The organism is Acidovorax sp. HDW3 (assembly GCF_011303755.1).
In the GTDB taxonomy this organism is placed as follows: domain Bacteria; phylum Pseudomonadota; class Gammaproteobacteria; order Burkholderiales; family Burkholderiaceae_C; genus Paenacidovorax.
Genome location: NZ_CP049885.1, coordinates 2587942 through 2602883, shown reverse-complemented (window position 1 = coordinate 2602883; position 14942 = coordinate 2587942). Strand labels below are relative to the sequence as shown.

Annotated in this window: 17 protein-coding genes; 16 read left to right on the top strand and 1 reads right to left on the bottom strand. The window is 66.9% G+C overall.

All coding sequences use genetic code 11. The features are described from left to right. The first annotated feature begins 14 nt into the window (after nt 1-14). From G7045_RS11945 to G7045_RS11875, 16 genes are all read left to right on the top strand, one after another. Complete coding sequence (locus G7045_RS11945) at nt 15-932, top strand: ABC transporter ATP-binding protein (protein WP_166159850.1); 918 nt, start codon at nt 15-17, stop codon at nt 930-932. Continuing rightward, a complete protein-coding gene (locus G7045_RS11940; protein WP_166159849.1) occupies nt 929-1684 on the top strand; it encodes an ABC transporter permease in 756 nt (251 codons plus the stop codon). Before G7045_RS11945 ends, G7045_RS11940 begins: the two co-directional genes overlap by 4 nt. Nucleotides 1685-1704: 20 nt before the next feature. After that, nucleotides 1705-1950 carry a BolA family protein gene (locus G7045_RS11935; protein ID WP_166159848.1) on the top strand — a complete coding sequence of 82 codons (246 nt, stop codon included), beginning with the start codon at nt 1705-1707 and terminating at the stop codon, nt 1948-1950. Nucleotides 1951-2030: 80 nt separating this feature from the next. Next, a complete protein-coding gene (gene murA / locus G7045_RS11930) occupies nt 2031-3308 on the top strand; it encodes a UDP-N-acetylglucosamine 1-carboxyvinyltransferase (protein ID WP_166159847.1) in 1278 nt (425 codons plus the stop codon). Continuing rightward, a complete protein-coding gene (hisG, locus tag G7045_RS11925; RefSeq protein WP_166159846.1) occupies nt 3305-3940 on the top strand; it encodes an ATP phosphoribosyltransferase in 636 nt (211 codons plus the stop codon). Before murA ends, hisG begins: the two co-directional genes overlap by 4 nt. Further along, complete coding sequence (locus G7045_RS11920; RefSeq protein WP_166159845.1) at nt 3940-4965, top strand: YhcG family protein; 1026 nt, start codon at nt 3940-3942, stop codon at nt 4963-4965. The genes hisG and G7045_RS11920 overlap by 1 nt, the downstream gene beginning before the upstream one ends. After that, nucleotides 4962-6281 carry a histidinol dehydrogenase gene (gene hisD, locus G7045_RS11915; RefSeq protein WP_166159844.1) on the top strand — a complete coding sequence of 440 codons (1320 nt, stop codon included), beginning with the start codon at nt 4962-4964 and terminating at the stop codon, nt 6279-6281. The genes G7045_RS11920 and hisD overlap by 4 nt, the downstream gene beginning before the upstream one ends. Nucleotides 6282-6322: 41 nt before the next feature. After that, entirely contained in the window at nt 6323-7408 is a 1086-nt protein-coding gene (locus G7045_RS11910) for a tellurite resistance/C4-dicarboxylate transporter family protein (RefSeq protein WP_166159843.1), read from the top strand. A gap of 269 nt (nt 7409-7677) precedes the next feature. Further along, nucleotides 7678-9228, top strand: a complete 1551-nt coding sequence (locus tag G7045_RS11905; protein WP_166159842.1) for a BCCT family transporter — start codon at nt 7678-7680, stop codon at nt 9226-9228. Nucleotides 9229-9306: 78 nt separating this feature from the next. Continuing rightward, entirely contained in the window at nt 9307-9582 is a 276-nt protein-coding gene (locus G7045_RS14740; RefSeq protein WP_240919219.1) for a hypothetical protein, read from the top strand. Next, a complete protein-coding gene (locus G7045_RS14735) occupies nt 9579-10013 on the top strand; it encodes a PIN domain-containing protein (RefSeq protein WP_240919218.1) in 435 nt (144 codons plus the stop codon). The genes G7045_RS14740 and G7045_RS14735 overlap by 4 nt, the downstream gene beginning before the upstream one ends. Nucleotides 10014-10021: 8 nt before the next feature. Beyond that, on the top strand, nt 10022-11125 hold the full coding sequence (gene hisC, locus G7045_RS11895) for a histidinol-phosphate transaminase (RefSeq protein WP_166159841.1): 1104 nt from the start codon (nt 10022-10024) through the stop codon (nt 11123-11125). Next, nucleotides 11122-11745 carry an imidazoleglycerol-phosphate dehydratase HisB gene (hisB, locus tag G7045_RS11890; RefSeq protein ID WP_166159840.1) on the top strand — a complete coding sequence of 208 codons (624 nt, stop codon included), beginning with the start codon at nt 11122-11124 and terminating at the stop codon, nt 11743-11745. The genes hisC and hisB overlap by 4 nt, the downstream gene beginning before the upstream one ends. Nucleotides 11746-11787: 42 nt before the next feature. Continuing rightward, nucleotides 11788-12444, top strand: coding sequence for an imidazole glycerol phosphate synthase subunit HisH (gene hisH, locus G7045_RS11885; protein WP_166159839.1), 657 nt, complete (start codon nt 11788-11790; stop codon nt 12442-12444). A 27-nt stretch (nt 12445-12471) separates the two neighbouring features. Then, nucleotides 12472-13215 carry a 1-(5-phosphoribosyl)-5-[(5-phosphoribosylamino)methylideneamino]imidazole-4-carboxamide isomerase gene (gene hisA / locus G7045_RS11880; RefSeq protein ID WP_166159838.1) on the top strand — a complete coding sequence of 248 codons (744 nt, stop codon included), beginning with the start codon at nt 12472-12474 and terminating at the stop codon, nt 13213-13215. Further along, nucleotides 13208-14068, top strand: coding sequence for a D-hexose-6-phosphate mutarotase (locus G7045_RS11875; RefSeq protein ID WP_166159837.1), 861 nt, complete (start codon nt 13208-13210; stop codon nt 14066-14068). Before hisA ends, G7045_RS11875 begins: the two co-directional genes overlap by 8 nt. Here the strand turns inward: G7045_RS11875 and G7045_RS11870 are convergent. Then, nucleotides 14037-14915 carry a spherulation-specific family 4 protein gene (locus G7045_RS11870; protein WP_166159836.1) on the bottom strand — a complete coding sequence of 293 codons (879 nt, stop codon included), beginning with the start codon at nt 14913-14915 and terminating at the stop codon, nt 14037-14039. The two genes, G7045_RS11875 and G7045_RS11870, sit on opposite strands and share 32 nt — an antisense overlap. Between the last annotated feature and the right edge of the window lie 27 nt (nt 14916-14942).

Genomic DNA, 14942 nt, shown 5'->3' with positions numbered 1-14942 from the left:
ATGGCCGGTTCCCTATGCCTGCGATCTCCTTTCAATCCGTCTGCAAAACCTACGCCACGCCTCGGGGTGCTTTTACTGCGCTGCACGGGGTGAGTCTGGACATCGAGGAGGGCGAGTTTTTCGGCCTGCTCGGACCCAACGGCGCCGGCAAAACCACCTTGATCAGCATCCTCGCCGGCCTGGCGCGCGCCAGCAGCGGGCGCGTGGCCGTGCTCGGGCACGACGTGCAGGCCGACTTTGCCGCCGCGCGCCAGCGCCTGGGCATCGTGCCGCAGGAAATCGTTTTTGACCCCTTTTTCAACGTGCGCGAGACGCTGCGCCTGCAGTCGGGCTACTTCGGCGTCAAAAACAACGACGTCTGGATCGACGAATTGCTTGAAAGCCTGGGCCTGGCCGACAAGGCGGGCGCCAATATGCGCCAGCTCTCGGGCGGCATGAAGCGGCGCGTGCTCGTGGCGCAGGCGCTGGTGCACAAGCCGCCCATCATCGTGCTCGATGAGCCCACCGCTGGCGTCGATGTGGAGCTGCGCCAGACGCTGTGGCAGTTCGTCGCCCAGCTCAACAAGCAGGGCCACACGGTGCTGCTCACCACCCATTACCTGGAGGAGGCCGAGGCCCTGTGCGGGCGCATTGCCATGCTCAAAAATGGCCGTGTGGTGGCGCTCGACAGCACGACGGCGCTGCTCAAAAGCGCCAACGCCAACGTGCTGCAGTTCAAGACCGACGCGCCGCTGCCGCCAGCGCTGGCGGCGCTGGCGCGGGTGACGGGGCGCATTGTGCAACTGCCCACGCACGACGCGGCCGAGATTGAAGCCCACCTGGCGGCGCTGCGCCAGGCCGGCATTGCGCCCGAGGATGTGGAAATTCGCCGCGCCGACCTCGAAGACGTGTTCTTGCAGGTGATGAACGCCGCGCCGCAGGAGGCCGCATGACCGGCTGGCAAACCCTGTTCTACAAAGAGGTGCTGCGCTTTTGGAAGGTCGCCTTCCAGACCGTGGCTGCGCCGGTGCTCACCGCCGTGCTCTACCTGCTGATCTTCAGCCACGTGCTCGAAGGCAGCGCCAAGGTGTACGGCAGCATCAGCTACACCGCCTTCCTGGTGCCCGGCCTGGTGATGATGAGCGTGCTGCAGAACGCCTTTGCCAACAGCTCGTCGAGCCTGATTCAGAGCAAGATCATGGGCAACCTGGTGTTCGTGCTGCTCACACCGCTGTCGCACTGGGCCTGGTTTGCGGCCTACGTCGGCTCGTCGGTGCTGCGCGGGCTGCTCGTGGGCCTGGGGGTGTTTGCCGTCACCCTGGCGTTTGCGCGGCCCGAATTTGCCGCGCCGCTGTGGATCATTACCTTTGCCCTGCTGGGCGCGGCGCTTTTGGCGACGCTGGGCGTCATCGCCGGCCTGTGGGCCGACAAGTTCGACCAGATGGCGTCGTTCCAGAACTTCATCGTCATGCCCATGACGTTTCTCTCGGGCGTGTTTTACTCCATTCACTCCCTGCCGCCGTTTTGGCAGCAGGCCAGCCGTTTCAACCCGTTTTTCTACATGATCGACGGCTTTCGCTACGGCTTTTTTGGCCGCAGCGACGTCTCGCCCTGGATCAGCCTGGCCATCGTCGCCAGCGCCTGGGCTGCGGTGAGCTGGCTGGCCCTGCGCCTGCTGCGCACCGGCTACAAAATCCGCCATTGACCCTTTCTCCTGGACTTGCCATGACCGCCGACGACATCAAAGCCACCATCAGCGCCCACCTGCCCTGCGACTACATCACCCTGGAGGGCGATGGCCGCCACTGGTACGCCGTCATCGTCTCGCCCGAATTCGAGGGCAAGCGCGCCATCCAGCGCCACCAGCGCGTGTACGCCACCCTGGGCGACAAGATGGCGCGCGACGAGGTGCACGCCCTGTCCATGAAGACTTTCACGCCGGCCGAATGGGCGGCAGCGCAGCAGGGCTGATGGATTCTGCTTACTACTGATTTGATAGCTGCTAGCGCTTGCCTGGTAAGCGCTAGAGCCCTATTTGGCTCCAAACCGTCATGGACAAACTCCTGATTCGCGGTGGCCGCCCCTTGCAGGGCGAGGTCACCATCTCCGGCGCCAAGAACGCCGCCCTGCCCGAGATGTGCGCGGCGCTGCTCACCGCCGAGCCCGTGCATCTGATCAACGTGCCGCGCCTGCACGACGTGCGCACCATGCGCCGCCTGCTGGAAAACATGGGCGTGGCCACCGAGACGCACGGCGAGCGCGGCGGCATGAGCTTTGTCGCGCCCGATACCTTGAAGCCCGAGGCCCCCTACGAGCTCGTCAAAACCATGCGCGCCGCCGTGCTGGCGCTGGGGCCGCTGTTGGCACGCTTTGGCCATGCGCGGGTGTCGCTGCCCGGCGGCTGCGCGATTGGCGCGCGCCCGGTGGACCAGCACATCAAGGGCCTGCAGGCCATGGGCGCGCACATCGTCGTCGAGCAAGGCTATATGGTGGCCAGCCTGCCGCCGGGGCGCACGCGCTTGCAGGGCGCGCGCATCACCACCGACATGGTGACCGTCACCGGCACAGAAAACTTCCTCATGGCCGCCACCCTGGCCGAGGGCGAAACCGTGCTGGAAAACGCTGCCCAGGAGCCTGAAATTACCGACCTGGCCGAGATGCTGATCGCCATGGGCGCGCAGATCGAGGGCCACGGCACGAGCCGCATCCGCATCCAGGGCGTGGACAAGCTGCACGGCTGCACGCACCAGGTGGTGGCCGACCGCATCGAGGCCGGCACCTTCTTGTGCGCCATCGCCGCCGCCGGCGGGCAGGCCACGCTGCACCACGCCCGCGCCGACCACCTGGACGCCGTCATCGACAAGCTGGTAGAAGCCGGTGTGCAGATCGACGCCCAGGCTGAGGCCATTGGCGTGCGCAGCCCCGGCCGCGCGCAGCTCAAGGCGCAGAGCTTTCGCACCACCGAATACCCGGGCTTTCCGACCGACATGCAGGCGCAGTTCATGGCGCTCAACTGCGTGGCCCAGGGCACGGCGGTGGTGGCCGAAACCATTTTTGAAAACCGCTTCATGCACGTGAGCGAACTCGCGCGCCTGGGCGCACACATCGCCATCGACGGCCGCGTGGCCACGGTGACGGGGGGGGCGCAGCTCTCGGGCGCGACGGTGATGGCCACCGACCTGCGGGCATCGGCCAGCCTGGTGATCGCCGCCCTGGTGGCCGCAGGCGAAACCGTGGTCGATCGCATCTACCACCTCGACCGGGGCTACGACGCCATGGAGGCCAAGCTGCGCGGCCTGGGCGCGGACATTGAAAGGATCAGCACATGATTACCCTGGCTCTGTCCAAAGGCCGGATTTTTGAAGAAACCCTGCCGCTGCTGGCCGCCGCCGGCATCACGGTGCTCGAAGACCCGGAGAAATCGCGCAAGCTCATTTTGCCCACCAACCACGACAACGTGCGCGTGGTGCTGGTGCGCGCCTCCGACGTGCCCACCTACGTGCAGTACGGCGGCGCCGACCTGGGCGTGGCCGGCAAGGATTCCCTCATCGAGCACGGCGGCCAGGGGCTGTTCCAGCCGCTGGATTTGCAAATTGCCAAATGCCGCGTGAGCGTGGCCGTGCGCGCCGGCTTTGACTACCAGGGCGCCGTGCGCCAGGGCGCACGCCTGCGCGTGGCCACCAAGTACACCCACATCGCGCGCGAATTCTTCGCCAGCAAGGGCGTACACGTGGACATGGTCAAGCTCTACGGCAGCATGGAGCTGGCGCCGCTGACCGGCATGGCCGACGCCATCGTCGATCTGGTATCGACCGGCAACACCTTGAAGGCCAACCACCTGGTCGAGGTCGAGCGCATCATGGACATCAGTAGCCACCTGGTCGTGAACCAGGCGGCGCTGAAATTGAAGCAGGCGCGGCTCAAGCCCATCATCGAAGCCTTTGCCGGGGCGATGGGCTGATGCCTCCCAGTGCTGCGCCGCCCGCTGCCGTGGCCGACTTTGCCGCCATTGCGCAGCTCATCGCGCAGTCCCGCCAGCAGGCGGTGCAGGCGGTCAATACCGCGCTGATCGGGCTGTACTGGCACATCGGTGAACGCATCAGCGGCAAGATCGCCGCCGCCGAGTGGGGCGATGGCGTGGTCGAGCAACTGGCCCGCTATCTGGCGCAAGCACAGCCGGGGTTGCGCGGTTTTACGCGCGCCAACCTGTTTCGGATGCGGCAGTTTTACGAGGCGTATGCGGGCAATGAATTTGTCGCACCACTGGTGCGACAAATCCCCTGGACGCACCACCTCATCATTCTGGGCCAGGCCAAGCGCCCTGAGGAGCGTGAGTTCTACCTGCGCCTGACGGCCCAGGAAAAATGGAGCAAGCGGGAACTGGAGCGCCAGTTCAAAACCGCCCTGTTCGAGCGCACCGTGCTGCACCCGGCAAAAGTCTCACCCTTGGTGGCACAAATCCACGCCGACGCCGCCAGCGTGTTCAAAGACAGCTATGTGGTCGAGTTTCTCGGCCTGCCCCAAGGCCATGCCGAAGCCGATTTGCACCGGGGGCTGCTGGCGCGGCTCAAGGACTTCCTGATTGAGCTGGGGCGCGATTTTTGTTTCGTCGGCAGCGAATACCCCCTGCAAGTCGGCGGACGCGACTTTGCGCTCGATTTGCTGTTTTTTCACCGGGGGCTCAACAGCCTGGTGGTGATCGAGCTGAAAGTGGGGCGCTTCGAGCCCGAATACCTGGGCAAGCTCAACTTCTACCTCGAAGCCCTGGACCGCGACGTGAAGAAGCCGCACGAGCGCCCGGCCATCGGCGTGCTGCTGTGTGCCAGCAAGGACGACGAAGTGGTGGAATACGCCCTGAGCCGCAGCTCCTCGCCCGCGCTGATTGCCGAATACCAAACCCAGCTGCCCGACAAAGCCCTGCTGCGGGCCAAGCTGCATGAGTTTTACCTCCAAAACACCCACCATTTGACGGCTGAAGAACTATGAATTTCGTAGCTGCTCCCGCGCTCCTGTCAACGGCTAGCGCCACTTTTGAGCAAGATTTTGCCGCCCGCCTGCACTGGTCGGCCGAGCAGGACGCCGCCATTGAGGAGCGCGTGGCCGCCATCCTGGCCGATGTGCGCCAGCGCGGCGACGCGGCGGTGCTGGAGTACACCGCGCGCTTCGATGGCCTGCAGGCCGCCAGCATGGCCGCGCTGGAGCTGACGCAGGCGGAATTGAAAGCCGCGTTCGACACCCTGCCCGCCGCGCAGCGCGACGCCTTGAGCGCCGCTGCCGCGCGCGTGCGCCAGTACCACGAGGCGCAGAAAAAAGCCTGCGGCGAGAGCTGGAGCTACCGCGACGCCGATGGCACGCTTTTGGGGCAAAAGGTCACGCCGCTCGACCGCGTGGGTATCTACGTGCCTGGCGGCAAGGCCGCCTACCCCAGCAGTGTGCTGATGAACGCCATTCCGGCGCATGTGGCGGGCGTGCCCGAAATCATCATGGTCGTGCCCACGCCGCGTGGCGAGAAAAACCCGCTGGTGCTCGCTGCTGCCTACGTGGCGGGCGTGACGCGCGCCTTCACCATCGGCGGCGCGCAGGCCGTGGCGGCGCTGGCCTACGGTACGGCCACCGTGCCGAAGGTGGACAAGATCACCGGCCCCGGCAACGCCTATGTGGCCAGCGCCAAGAAGCGCGTGTTCGGCCAGGTGGGCATCGACATGATTGCCGGGCCGTCGGAAATTTTGGTGCTGGCCGACGGCAGCACGCCCGCCGACTGGGTGGCCATGGATTTGTTCAGCCAGGCCGAGCACGACGAGCTGGCGCAAAGCATTTTGCTGTGCCCGGACGCCGACTACATCGCCGCCGTGCAAGCCGCGATCGAGCGCCTGCTGCCCGAGATGCCGCGCGCCGAGATCATCGCCAAGAGCCTGACCGGGCGCGGTGCGCTGATCCACACGCGCAGCATGGAAGAGGCCTGCGCCATTTCCAACCGCATCGCCCCCGAGCACCTGGAGGTGAGCAGCCGCGAGCCGCACCGCTGGGAGCCGTTGCTCAAGCACGCCGGCGCCATCTTCCTGGGCGCCTACACCAGCGAGAGCCTGGGCGACTACTGCGCCGGGCCCAACCATGTGCTGCCGACCAGCGGCACGGCGCGCTTCTCGTCCCCCCTGGGCGTGTACGACTTCCAAAAGCGCAGCAGCTTGATTGAAGTGAGCGAAGCGGGCGCGCAAACCCTGGGCCGCATCGCCAGCGTGCTGGCGCACGGCGAGGGCCTGCAGGGGCACGCGCGGGCGGCGGAAATGCGGCTCAAAGCCTGACTTCCTGATCTGTACCCCTTGGCCCGCGCAGGAGGATGACGATGCCACCATCTCCCCCGCCCCGGCCTTTGGCGCCAGTGGATGCTGCCCCCTGGAACGCGCCGCTGGCGGAGCTTTCTCCGGCCTACTTTGGCCTGGTCATGGCCACCGGCATCATTGCCCTGGGCGCGCACATGATGGGGCGTGCGCTGCTGGCGCAGGCGCTGCTGTGGCTCAACCTGCTGCAGTACGCCGGGCTGTGTCTGCTGTATGGCCTGCGTGCCTGGTGTTACCCGCAGCAGTTCGGGCGCGACTTGATCGACCACCTGCGCGGGCCGGGGTTTTTTACCACCGTGGCGGCCTCCGGCATTTTGGCCAGCCAGGCCATGGTGCAGCTCGAATGCCTGCCGCTGGGCGTGGCACTGTGGGCGCTGGCGGTGCTGCTGTGGCTGCTGCTGACCTACACCATCTTTGCCGCTTTTACCGTCAAGCAGGACAAGCCGCCGCTGGACAAGGGCATCAGCGGTGCCTGGCTGCTGGCGGTGGTGGCCACACAGTCGCTGGCCGTCAGCAGCTGCCTGTTGGCCGCGCGCATTGGCCAGCCGCTGCGGCTCGAACTGAATTTGCTGGCGCTGTCGATGTGGCTGTGGGGCGGAATGCTCTACATCTGGATGATGTCGCTCATCTTCTACCGCTACACCTTTTTCCGTTTCGCGCCCAGCGACCTGTCGCCGCCGTACTGGATCAATATGGGCGCCATGGCGATCTCCACGCTGGCGGGCGCGCTCTTGATTCAAAACGCGCCGCACGCGCCGTTTCTGGCGCAGCTGCTGCCGTTTGTGAAGGGCTTTACGCTGCTGTACTGGGCCACGGGCACCTGGTGGATTCCGATGCTGCTGGTGTTGGGCATTTGGCGCCATGTGTACCGGCGCTTTCCGCTGCATTACGACCCGCTGTACTGGGGCGCAGTGTTCCCGCTGGGCATGTACGCCGCCAGTACCTGGCAGATGGACAAGGCGATGGAATTTGGCTTTTTGCGCAGCCTGCCGCAGGTGTTTTGGTGGGTGGCGCTGGCCGCCTGGGCGCTGGCGTTTGTAGGGATGCTGCGCCGGCTGGTGCGCAGCGTTTTGCGCTGGCCGGTAAAATAGCCCCTTCCTGTCTTTGGCGCTACCACGGCCTGTGGTCTGCCGCCTTGTTGTCAAACTCCCGCCCGCTGCTCTCCCTTGAGAGCACAGAACGCGCTCTTTCGGAGTGCGCCTTCTGCCCCTGGCGCGCGCTGCCTGACGGCCCCCTTGTGGCCTGGTCGCAGCAGCCAGCCTTGATGCCCTGCATCCCTTGATGCGCTTTGGGCGCCTGCTTTTTCATGTTGCAGCAGCCCTGGTGGGCTGGTGGGTGGGTTCTTTTTATGGAGGGGCCTATGGTCTACCGTATCTCCATCGCCCTCGTCATTGCCCTGGTGGGCTTGGCGGGACTGGCGCCGCAGGCGTTTGGCGCCGCCATGCAGGCGCTGCTCGCGCCCGTGGTGCGCAGCACCGGCTGGCTGTACCTGCTGGTGGTGTTCATGGTGCTGGCGTTTTTGCTCTACCTGGCGTTTGGCCGCCTGGGGCGGCTGCGCATTGGCGGCGAGGATGCCGAGCCCGCGTTCTCGCACCGCAGCTGGCTGGCCATGCTCTTTGCCACCGGCATGGGCATCGGCCTGGTGTTCTGGGGCGCAGCCGAGCCGATCTCGCACTACGCCAAGCCGCCCGAGGGGCTGACGGCGGCCACGCCCGAGGCCGCGCGCGCGGCCATGCGCTACGCTTTTTTCCACTGGGGCCTGCACCCCTGGGCGATTTACGCCCTGATGGGCCTGGCCATGGCCTGGTTCCAGTACAACCGGGGTGGGCGCGGGCTGGTCAGCGACATGCTCGAACCCGTCATCGGCGCGCGCCACCGGGGGCCTTGGGGGCATGGGGTGAACATTGCCGCCGTCGTCGCCACCGCCATTGGCGTGGCCACGACGCTGGGCTTTGGCACCATCCAGATCGCCGCCGGGCTCGAACGCGTGCTCGGCCTGCGCGCGGGCGTGCCGCTGCAGCTGGCCATCATCGGCGTCGCCTTTTGCCTGTACATGGCGTCGAGCGTCAGCGGGGTCGAGCGCGGCGTGAAGTGGCTCTCCAACGCCAACCTGGTGCTGGCGGCGCTGCTGATGTGCGCCGTGCTGCTGCTCGGGCCCACGGCCTTCATCCTCGACACCTTCACCACCACCTTGGGCAGCTACATCAACCAGCTGGTGACCATGAGCCTGCGCCTGTCGCCGTTCTCCAACGGCACCTGGGCATTTGACTGGACGGTGTTTTACTGGGCCTGGTGGATTTCCTGGTCGCCCTTCGTGGGCGCCTTCATCGCCCGCGTTTCGCGCGGGCGCACGGTGCGCGAGTTCGTCGTTGGCGTGGTGCTCGCGCCCAGCCTGCTGGGCTTTGCGTGGTTTGCGGTGTTTGGCGGCGCAGCGCTGCAGGCGCAGATTTTTGGCCAGGTCGATCTGCTCGCCGCCCTGGCGCAGGGGTACGAGACGGTGCTCTTCGTGCTGCTCGGCCAGCTGCCCCTGGGCTGGCTGCTGGCGCTGGTGGCGCTCTTGCTGCTGGTGGTGTTCTTCGTCACTTCGGCCGATTCGGCGGTGCTGGTGCTCGCCAGCATGTCCACCGACCACGCTGGCGACCCGCCCCTGGCGCGGCGCGTGGTCTGGGGGCTGGCGGTGGCGCTGATCGCGGCCGTGCTGCTGCTCGCCGGCGGCCTGCAGGCGCTGCAGGGCCTGATCACCCTGGCGGCGCTGCCGTTTGCGCTGCTGCTGGTGCTGGTCATGGTCAGCCTGTACCGCGTGCTCGACGCTGAGGATGCGCGCCTGCAGCGCCAGGCACGGCGCGCGCGCCAGCGGGTCGAAGCCTGGATCGCGCGCGAAATGGCGCAGGAGGCGCGGACACCGCAGTGAAATCATGTGCTGCGAATTAACCCGAAATTCATGCAACACGAAATTCGTGCAACACGAAATTCGTGTACTATCGTTCCCATGAAAAACCTCACCATCACCGTCGAAGACGACGTGCTCGACTGGGCTCGCATCGAGGCGGCGCGCCGGGGCACCAGCGTCTCGCGCATGGTGGGGGACTTTATGGCCGAGATGCGCCAGCGCGAAGACGCCTACGAGCGCGCCTACCTCGCCTGGCGTACCGATGAGCGCCGCTGGGCCGCAGAAAACACTATTGATTTGATAGCTGCTCGCGCTTGTCCAGCAAGGGTTACAGGCCAAAATGATGCGCAAAAACAAGCCCCGGGGGCCGCATGACCCCGGTGTTCGTCGATACCTCGGTGCTGCTGGCGGCGGAGAACACGGCGGCTGGTGCGGCCCACCAGGCGGCCCTGGACTGGCTCGATAGCCTGTGGCGCCAGCGCAGCGGGCGCACCAGTTGCCAGGCGTTGGTGGAGTTTTACGAGCGCAGCACCAGCGCCTGCCCGCCGCTGCCGCAGGGCGATGCGCGCGCCGCCATTCGCCGCTACCAGAGCTGGAACCCCTGGAAGACGGATGCCGCCACGTTGGAGACGGCCTGGGCCATCGAGGCGCGCCACCAGCTGCCCTGGGGCGACTGCCTGGCCCTGGCCTGCGCCCAGCACAGCGGCTGCGAGCTGCTGCTCAACACCCAATTGCCGCATGGCGCGCAGTACGCCGGGGTGCAGATCGTGCACCCGGCGCTGCAGGCGCCGCCGGTTTCTTTGTGAGGTTTGCCATGCCTGATCTGACCGCCGCCGCCCTGGCCCGTATTCGCGCCGATGTGCGCGCCCTGCACGCCTACCACGTGCAAGGCGCCGAGGGCCTCTTGAAGATGGACGCCATGGAAAACCCGTTTTCCCTGCCGCCCGCGCTGCAGGCCGTCCTGGGCCAGCGTCTGGGGCAGCTGGCGCTCAACCGCTACCCCGGCACGCGCACGCAGGAGCTGTGCGCCGCGCTGGCACAGCACGCCGACATGCCGGCGGGCTGCCGTTTGATTTTGGGCAACGGCTCGGATGAGCTCATCAGCCTCGTCGCCCTGGCCTGCGCCCAGAGCGGCGCCAAGGTGCTGGCGCCGGTGCCGGGCTTCGTCATGTACGCCATGAGCGCGCAGCTGCAGGGCCTGGGCTTTGTTGGCGTGCCGCTGCAGGCCGATGACTTTGCGCTGGACGAAGCCGCCATGCTCGCCGCCATTGCTGCCGAGCGCCCGGCGATTACCTTTTTGGCCTACCCGAACAACCCCACGGCCACGCTGTGGGACGAGGGCGCCATGCAGCGCATCATCGACGCCGCCGGCGCCGTGGGCGGTATCGTCGTCGTCGATGAGGCCTACCAGCCCTTTGCCAGCCGCAGCTGGATCACGCAGATGCGTGCCGAGCCCGCGCGCAACGGCCATGTGCTGCTCATGCGCACGCTCTCCAAGTTCGGTCTGGCGGGCGTGCGCCTGGGCTACCTCATTGGCGCGCAGGCGCTGGTCGATGAGGTGGACAAGGTGCGCCCGCCGTACAACGTCAGCGTGCTCAACTGCGAGGCGGCGCTGTTTGCGCTCGAACACGCCGAAGTCTTTGCCGCCCAGGCGCAGCAGCTGCGCGCCGCGCGCACCGCGCTGCTGGCGCAGCTGCGCGCCCTGCCCGGCATCGAGCGCGTGTGGGACAGCGAGGCCAACATGGTGCTGATCCGCGTGCCCGATGCAGCCCGCACCTTTGACGGCATGAAAACCCGCAAGGTTCTCGTCAAGAACGTTTCTACAATGCACCCACTGCTGGCCCAGTGCCTGCGCCTGACGGTGGGCAGCCCCTCTGACAACGCCCAAATGCTCGCCGCGCTCCAGGCTTCCCTATGACTTCTTCTGCACTCGTCCCCGCCACCGCCACCGACCGCATTGCCGAGGTTGCCCGCACCACCGCCGAGACGCGCATCCAGGTGCGCATCAACCTCGACGGCAGCGGCGCCGCGCACCTGAACACCGGCATCGGCTTCTTCGACCACATGCTCGAACAGATTGCGCGCCACGGCCTCATCGACCTGGAAGTGCGCTGCGACGGCGACTTGCACATCGACGGCCACCACACGGTGGAAGACGTGGGCATCACCCTCGGCCAGGCTTTTGCCCGCGCCGTGGGCGACAAGAAGGGCCTGCGCCGCTACGGCCACGCCTACGTGCCGCTCGACGAGGCGCTCTCGCGCGTGGTGGTTGATTTTTCCGGCCGCCCGGGGCTGCACATGGAAGTGCAATTCAGCGCCGCCATGATCGGCCAACTCGATACGCAGCTGGTGTTCGAGTTCTTCCAGGGCTTCGTCAACCACGCGGGCGTCTCGCTGCACATCGACAACCTCAAGGGCGTGAACGCGCACCACCAGTGCGAGACGATTTTCAAAGCCTTTGCCCGCGCCCTGCGCGCGGCGCTCGAAGTCGATCCGCGCGCCCCGGGGGTCATTCCCTCGACCAAGGGTTCTTTGTAATAAAAACAGCCTCTAGCCCTTGATGGATAAGCGCGAGCAGCTATGAATTTTGAAGCAAAAACCGTCGTCGTAGTGGACTATGGCATGGGCAATCTGCGCTCCGTCTCGCAGGCCGTGCAGGCGGCGGCGCAGGGCAGCGGCTGGCAGGTGCTCGTCACCGCCGAGCCCGAGCAGGTGCGCGCCGCCCAGCGCGTGGTGCTGCCCGGCCAGGGCGCCATGCCCGACTGCATGGCCGAGCTGCGCCAATCGGGCCTGCGCGATTCGGTGCTCGAAGCAGCGGCGAGCAAGCCGCTGTTTGGCGTCTGCGTTGGCATGCAGATGCTGCTTGAGCACAGCGCCGAGGGCGACACCCCCGGCCTGGGCCTGATCGCAGGCGCGGTGCGCAAGTTCGAGCTTGCCGGGCGCCTGCAGGCCGACGGCAGCCGCTTCAAGGTGCCGCAAATGGGCTGGAACCAGGTGCGCCAGCGCCAGGCCCACCCGCTGTGGGCGGGCGTGCCCGATGGCAGCTATTTCTACTTCGTGCACAGCTTCTATGCCCAGCCGGCCAACCCTGCGCACTGCGCCGGCGAGGCCGATTACGGCGGCCCCTTTGCCGCCGCGATTGCGCGGGACAACCTGTTTGCCACCCAGTTCCACCCGGAAAAAAGCGCCGCCCACGGCCTGGCGCTGTTTCGCAACTTCCTGCACTGGAAGCCCTGATTTTTTCACTCCAACCTGTTGTAGACCATGCTGCTCATTCCCGCCATTGACCTCAAGGACGGCCACTGCGTGCGCCTCAAGCAAGGCGATATGGACCAATCGACCACCTTCGGCGAAGACCCGGCCGCCATGGCGCGCAAATGGGTCGATGCCGGTGCGCGCCGCCTGCACCTGGTGGACCTGAACGGTGCCTTTGCCGGCCAGCCCAAGAACCACGGCGCCATCCAGTCCATCCTCAAGGAGGTCGGGGCCGACATTCCGGTGCAGCTCGGCGGCGGCATCCGCGACCTCGACACCATCGAAAAATACCTCGATGGCGGCCTGCGCTACGTCATCATTGGCACGGCGGCGGTGAAGAATCCGGGCTTTTTGAAAGACGCTTGCAGCGCCTTTGGCGGCCACATCATCGTCGGCCTCGACGCCAAGGACGGCAAGGTCGCGACCGACGGCTGGAGCAAGCTCACCGGCCACGAGGTCGTCGATCTGGCGAAAAAGTTCGAGGACTGGGGCGTCGAATCCATCATCTACACCGACATTGGCCGCGACGGGATGCTCTCGGGCATCAACATCGAAGCCACCGTGCGCCTGGCGCAGGCGCTCACCATCCCCGTCATCGCCTCGGGCGGCCTGGCGGGCATGGCCGACATCGAGCAGCTGTGCGCCGTCGAACGCGAAGGCGTGCAGGGCGTGATCTGCGGCCGCGCCATCTACAGCGGCGACCTCGATTTTGCCGTCGCCCAGGCGCGTGCCGACGCCCTGGCCCATGCCTGACACCCACGGCGCGCGCACGCATTGGCGCGGCCTGCCCTGCCTGGCATTGCAGGCCGCCAATGGCGACAGCGCCCTGCTGGCGCTGCACGGCGCGCAGCTGCTGTCCTGGGTCAGCGCCGGGCAGGAGCGCCTGTACCTCAGCCCCCAGGCCCTGGCCGATGGCCGCAGCGCCATCCGGGGCGGCGTGCCGTTGTGCTTTCCCCAGTTCAACCAGCGCGGGCCCTTGCCCAAGCATGGCTTTGCGCGCAATCTGCCTTGGCGGGTGCAGGCGCAGCAGGCCGACGGCGCCACCCTGGTGCTGCACGACGATGAGGCCACGCGCCGCCTGTGGCCGCAGGGTTTTGCGGCCCAGCTGCAGGTGCAGCTGACGCCGGCGGCGCTGCAGCTAACGCTGGGCGTGCACAACTGCAGTGCCAGCGCCTGGGACTTTACGGCGGCGCTGCACAGCTACCTGCGCGTGGCCGACATTGGCCGCACCCGCCTGCACGGCCTCGACGGCTGCGCGCGCTGGGACGCGGTGGCCGACCGGCACGGGCGGCAGCAGGGCGCCATCGGTTTTGACGGCGAGTACGACAGCGTGCTGCAGGCGTCTGCGGCCAGCTTGCAGCTCGACGGTGGCGACGGCCTGGCCGTGCACATCACACACAGCGCCAGCTGGGGCCAGGTGGTGGTGTGGAACCCGGGCGCGGCGCTGTGCGCGCAGCTGCCCGATATGCCCGCCGATGGCTACCGGCAGATGCTGTGCGTGGAGGCGGCGCAGATCGACCAGCGCGTCACCCTTGCCCCTGGGGCGCGCTGGAGCGGCTGGCAGCGCCTGCAGCTCAGCAACCCGGCAGCGCCCGGCCCTGGTTGAGCGCATCCACCGTCGCCACCAGGCTGTCCCAATAGGTTGGCAGCCCAGCCCAAGGGTTGCCAGTTTGGGTGGGATAGTCGAAATGCCGGTGCGTGACGTAGACCGCGCCCATGCGGTGCGCGCTGCTGGCAGCGGTGCGCACGGCGCTTTGCATGTCGGCGCAGCCGGCGGCGTCGTGCACCAGCATGGCCTGCTTGCGGTTGCTGTACTGGTAGAGCCAGGGCTGGGCCTGGAACGCGGCGTAGGCGCTGGCCTGGCCTTCAAAAGTGACCAGCGTATCGGCCACGCCGGCGTAGCCCGAGATCGGAGTGGTGCCGGGGTTGCCCACCACCTGCAGCTGGGCGTCGATGGCCTTGATGTCCTGGTACAGCCCCTGGTAGTAGGCCAGCTGGGCGCTGGTGGCGCTCATTTCATCGAGGAAAAAACCGCTGAAACGGGCCCGGCCATAGAACGTGAAATAGCGCTCGATGTGCTGGCGCACCTCGGCCGCCGAGCGCTTGCCGTAGCCCGTGGGCACGTAGCCCAGCACCTTGCCACCGGCCTGGGTGAACGCGGCCAGGGCCTGCTCGATAGGCGCCTCCGCCTTGTTGCCGCTGCCGTTGCTGGGGTTGACGATGGCGGTGATCGTCACCTGCGGCGCAGCCTGTGCGCTGCGCGTGAGCTGCTCCCAGGGCGAGCCCGGCAGGGGGTAGAAATACGCCGGTACCAGCACCTGCAGCGGCTCCATCTTGGGAGCCGGTGGTGTGGGGGGCAGGTCTGGCTTGGTGTTGTCGCTGCCGCCCCCACCGCCGCAGCCAGCGAGGCTGCAGGACAGGGCCAGGGCGTAGAGAAATCTGCGTTGCAACATGGGCGCTCCAGGACAAGGTGGGCGCCA

Bases quoted from the DNA above. Each gene is read 5' to 3' on its own strand.
- hisH (WP_166159839.1), top strand. From the start codon at position 11,788: ATGAATTTTGAAGCAAAAACCGTCGTCGTAGTGGACTATGGCATGGGC.
- G7045_RS11940 (WP_166159849.1), top strand. From the start codon at position 929: ATGACCGGCTGGCAAACCCTGTTCTACAAAGAGGTGCTGCGCTTTTGG.
- hisA (WP_166159838.1), top strand. From the start codon at position 12,472: ATGCTGCTCATTCCCGCCATTGACCTCAAGGACGGCCACTGCGTGCGC.
- G7045_RS14740 (WP_240919219.1), top strand. From the start codon at position 9,307: ATGAAAAACCTCACCATCACCGTCGAAGACGACGTGCTCGACTGGGCT.
- G7045_RS11920 (WP_166159845.1), top strand. From the start codon at position 3,940: ATGCCTCCCAGTGCTGCGCCGCCCGCTGCCGTGGCCGACTTTGCCGCC.
- G7045_RS11935 (WP_166159848.1), top strand. From the start codon at position 1,705: ATGACCGCCGACGACATCAAAGCCACCATCAGCGCCCACCTGCCCTGC.
- G7045_RS11910 (WP_166159843.1), top strand. From the start codon at position 6,323: ATGCCACCATCTCCCCCGCCCCGGCCTTTGGCGCCAGTGGATGCTGCC.
- hisC (WP_166159841.1), top strand. From the start codon at position 10,022: ATGCCTGATCTGACCGCCGCCGCCCTGGCCCGTATTCGCGCCGATGTG.
- hisD (WP_166159844.1), top strand. From the start codon at position 4,962: ATGAATTTCGTAGCTGCTCCCGCGCTCCTGTCAACGGCTAGCGCCACT.
- G7045_RS11905 (WP_166159842.1), top strand. From the start codon at position 7,678: ATGGTCTACCGTATCTCCATCGCCCTCGTCATTGCCCTGGTGGGCTTG.
- murA (WP_166159847.1), top strand. From the start codon at position 2,031: ATGGACAAACTCCTGATTCGCGGTGGCCGCCCCTTGCAGGGCGAGGTC.
- G7045_RS11875 (WP_166159837.1), top strand. From the start codon at position 13,208: ATGCCTGACACCCACGGCGCGCGCACGCATTGGCGCGGCCTGCCCTGC.
- hisB (WP_166159840.1), top strand. From the start codon at position 11,122: ATGACTTCTTCTGCACTCGTCCCCGCCACCGCCACCGACCGCATTGCC.
- G7045_RS11945 (WP_166159850.1), top strand. From the start codon at position 15: ATGCCTGCGATCTCCTTTCAATCCGTCTGCAAAACCTACGCCACGCCT.
- G7045_RS14735 (WP_240919218.1), top strand. From the start codon at position 9,579: ATGACCCCGGTGTTCGTCGATACCTCGGTGCTGCTGGCGGCGGAGAAC.
- G7045_RS11870 (WP_166159836.1), bottom strand. From the start codon at position 14,915: ATGTTGCAACGCAGATTTCTCTACGCCCTGGCCCTGTCCTGCAGCCTC.
- hisG (WP_166159846.1), top strand. From the start codon at position 3,305: ATGATTACCCTGGCTCTGTCCAAAGGCCGGATTTTTGAAGAAACCCTG.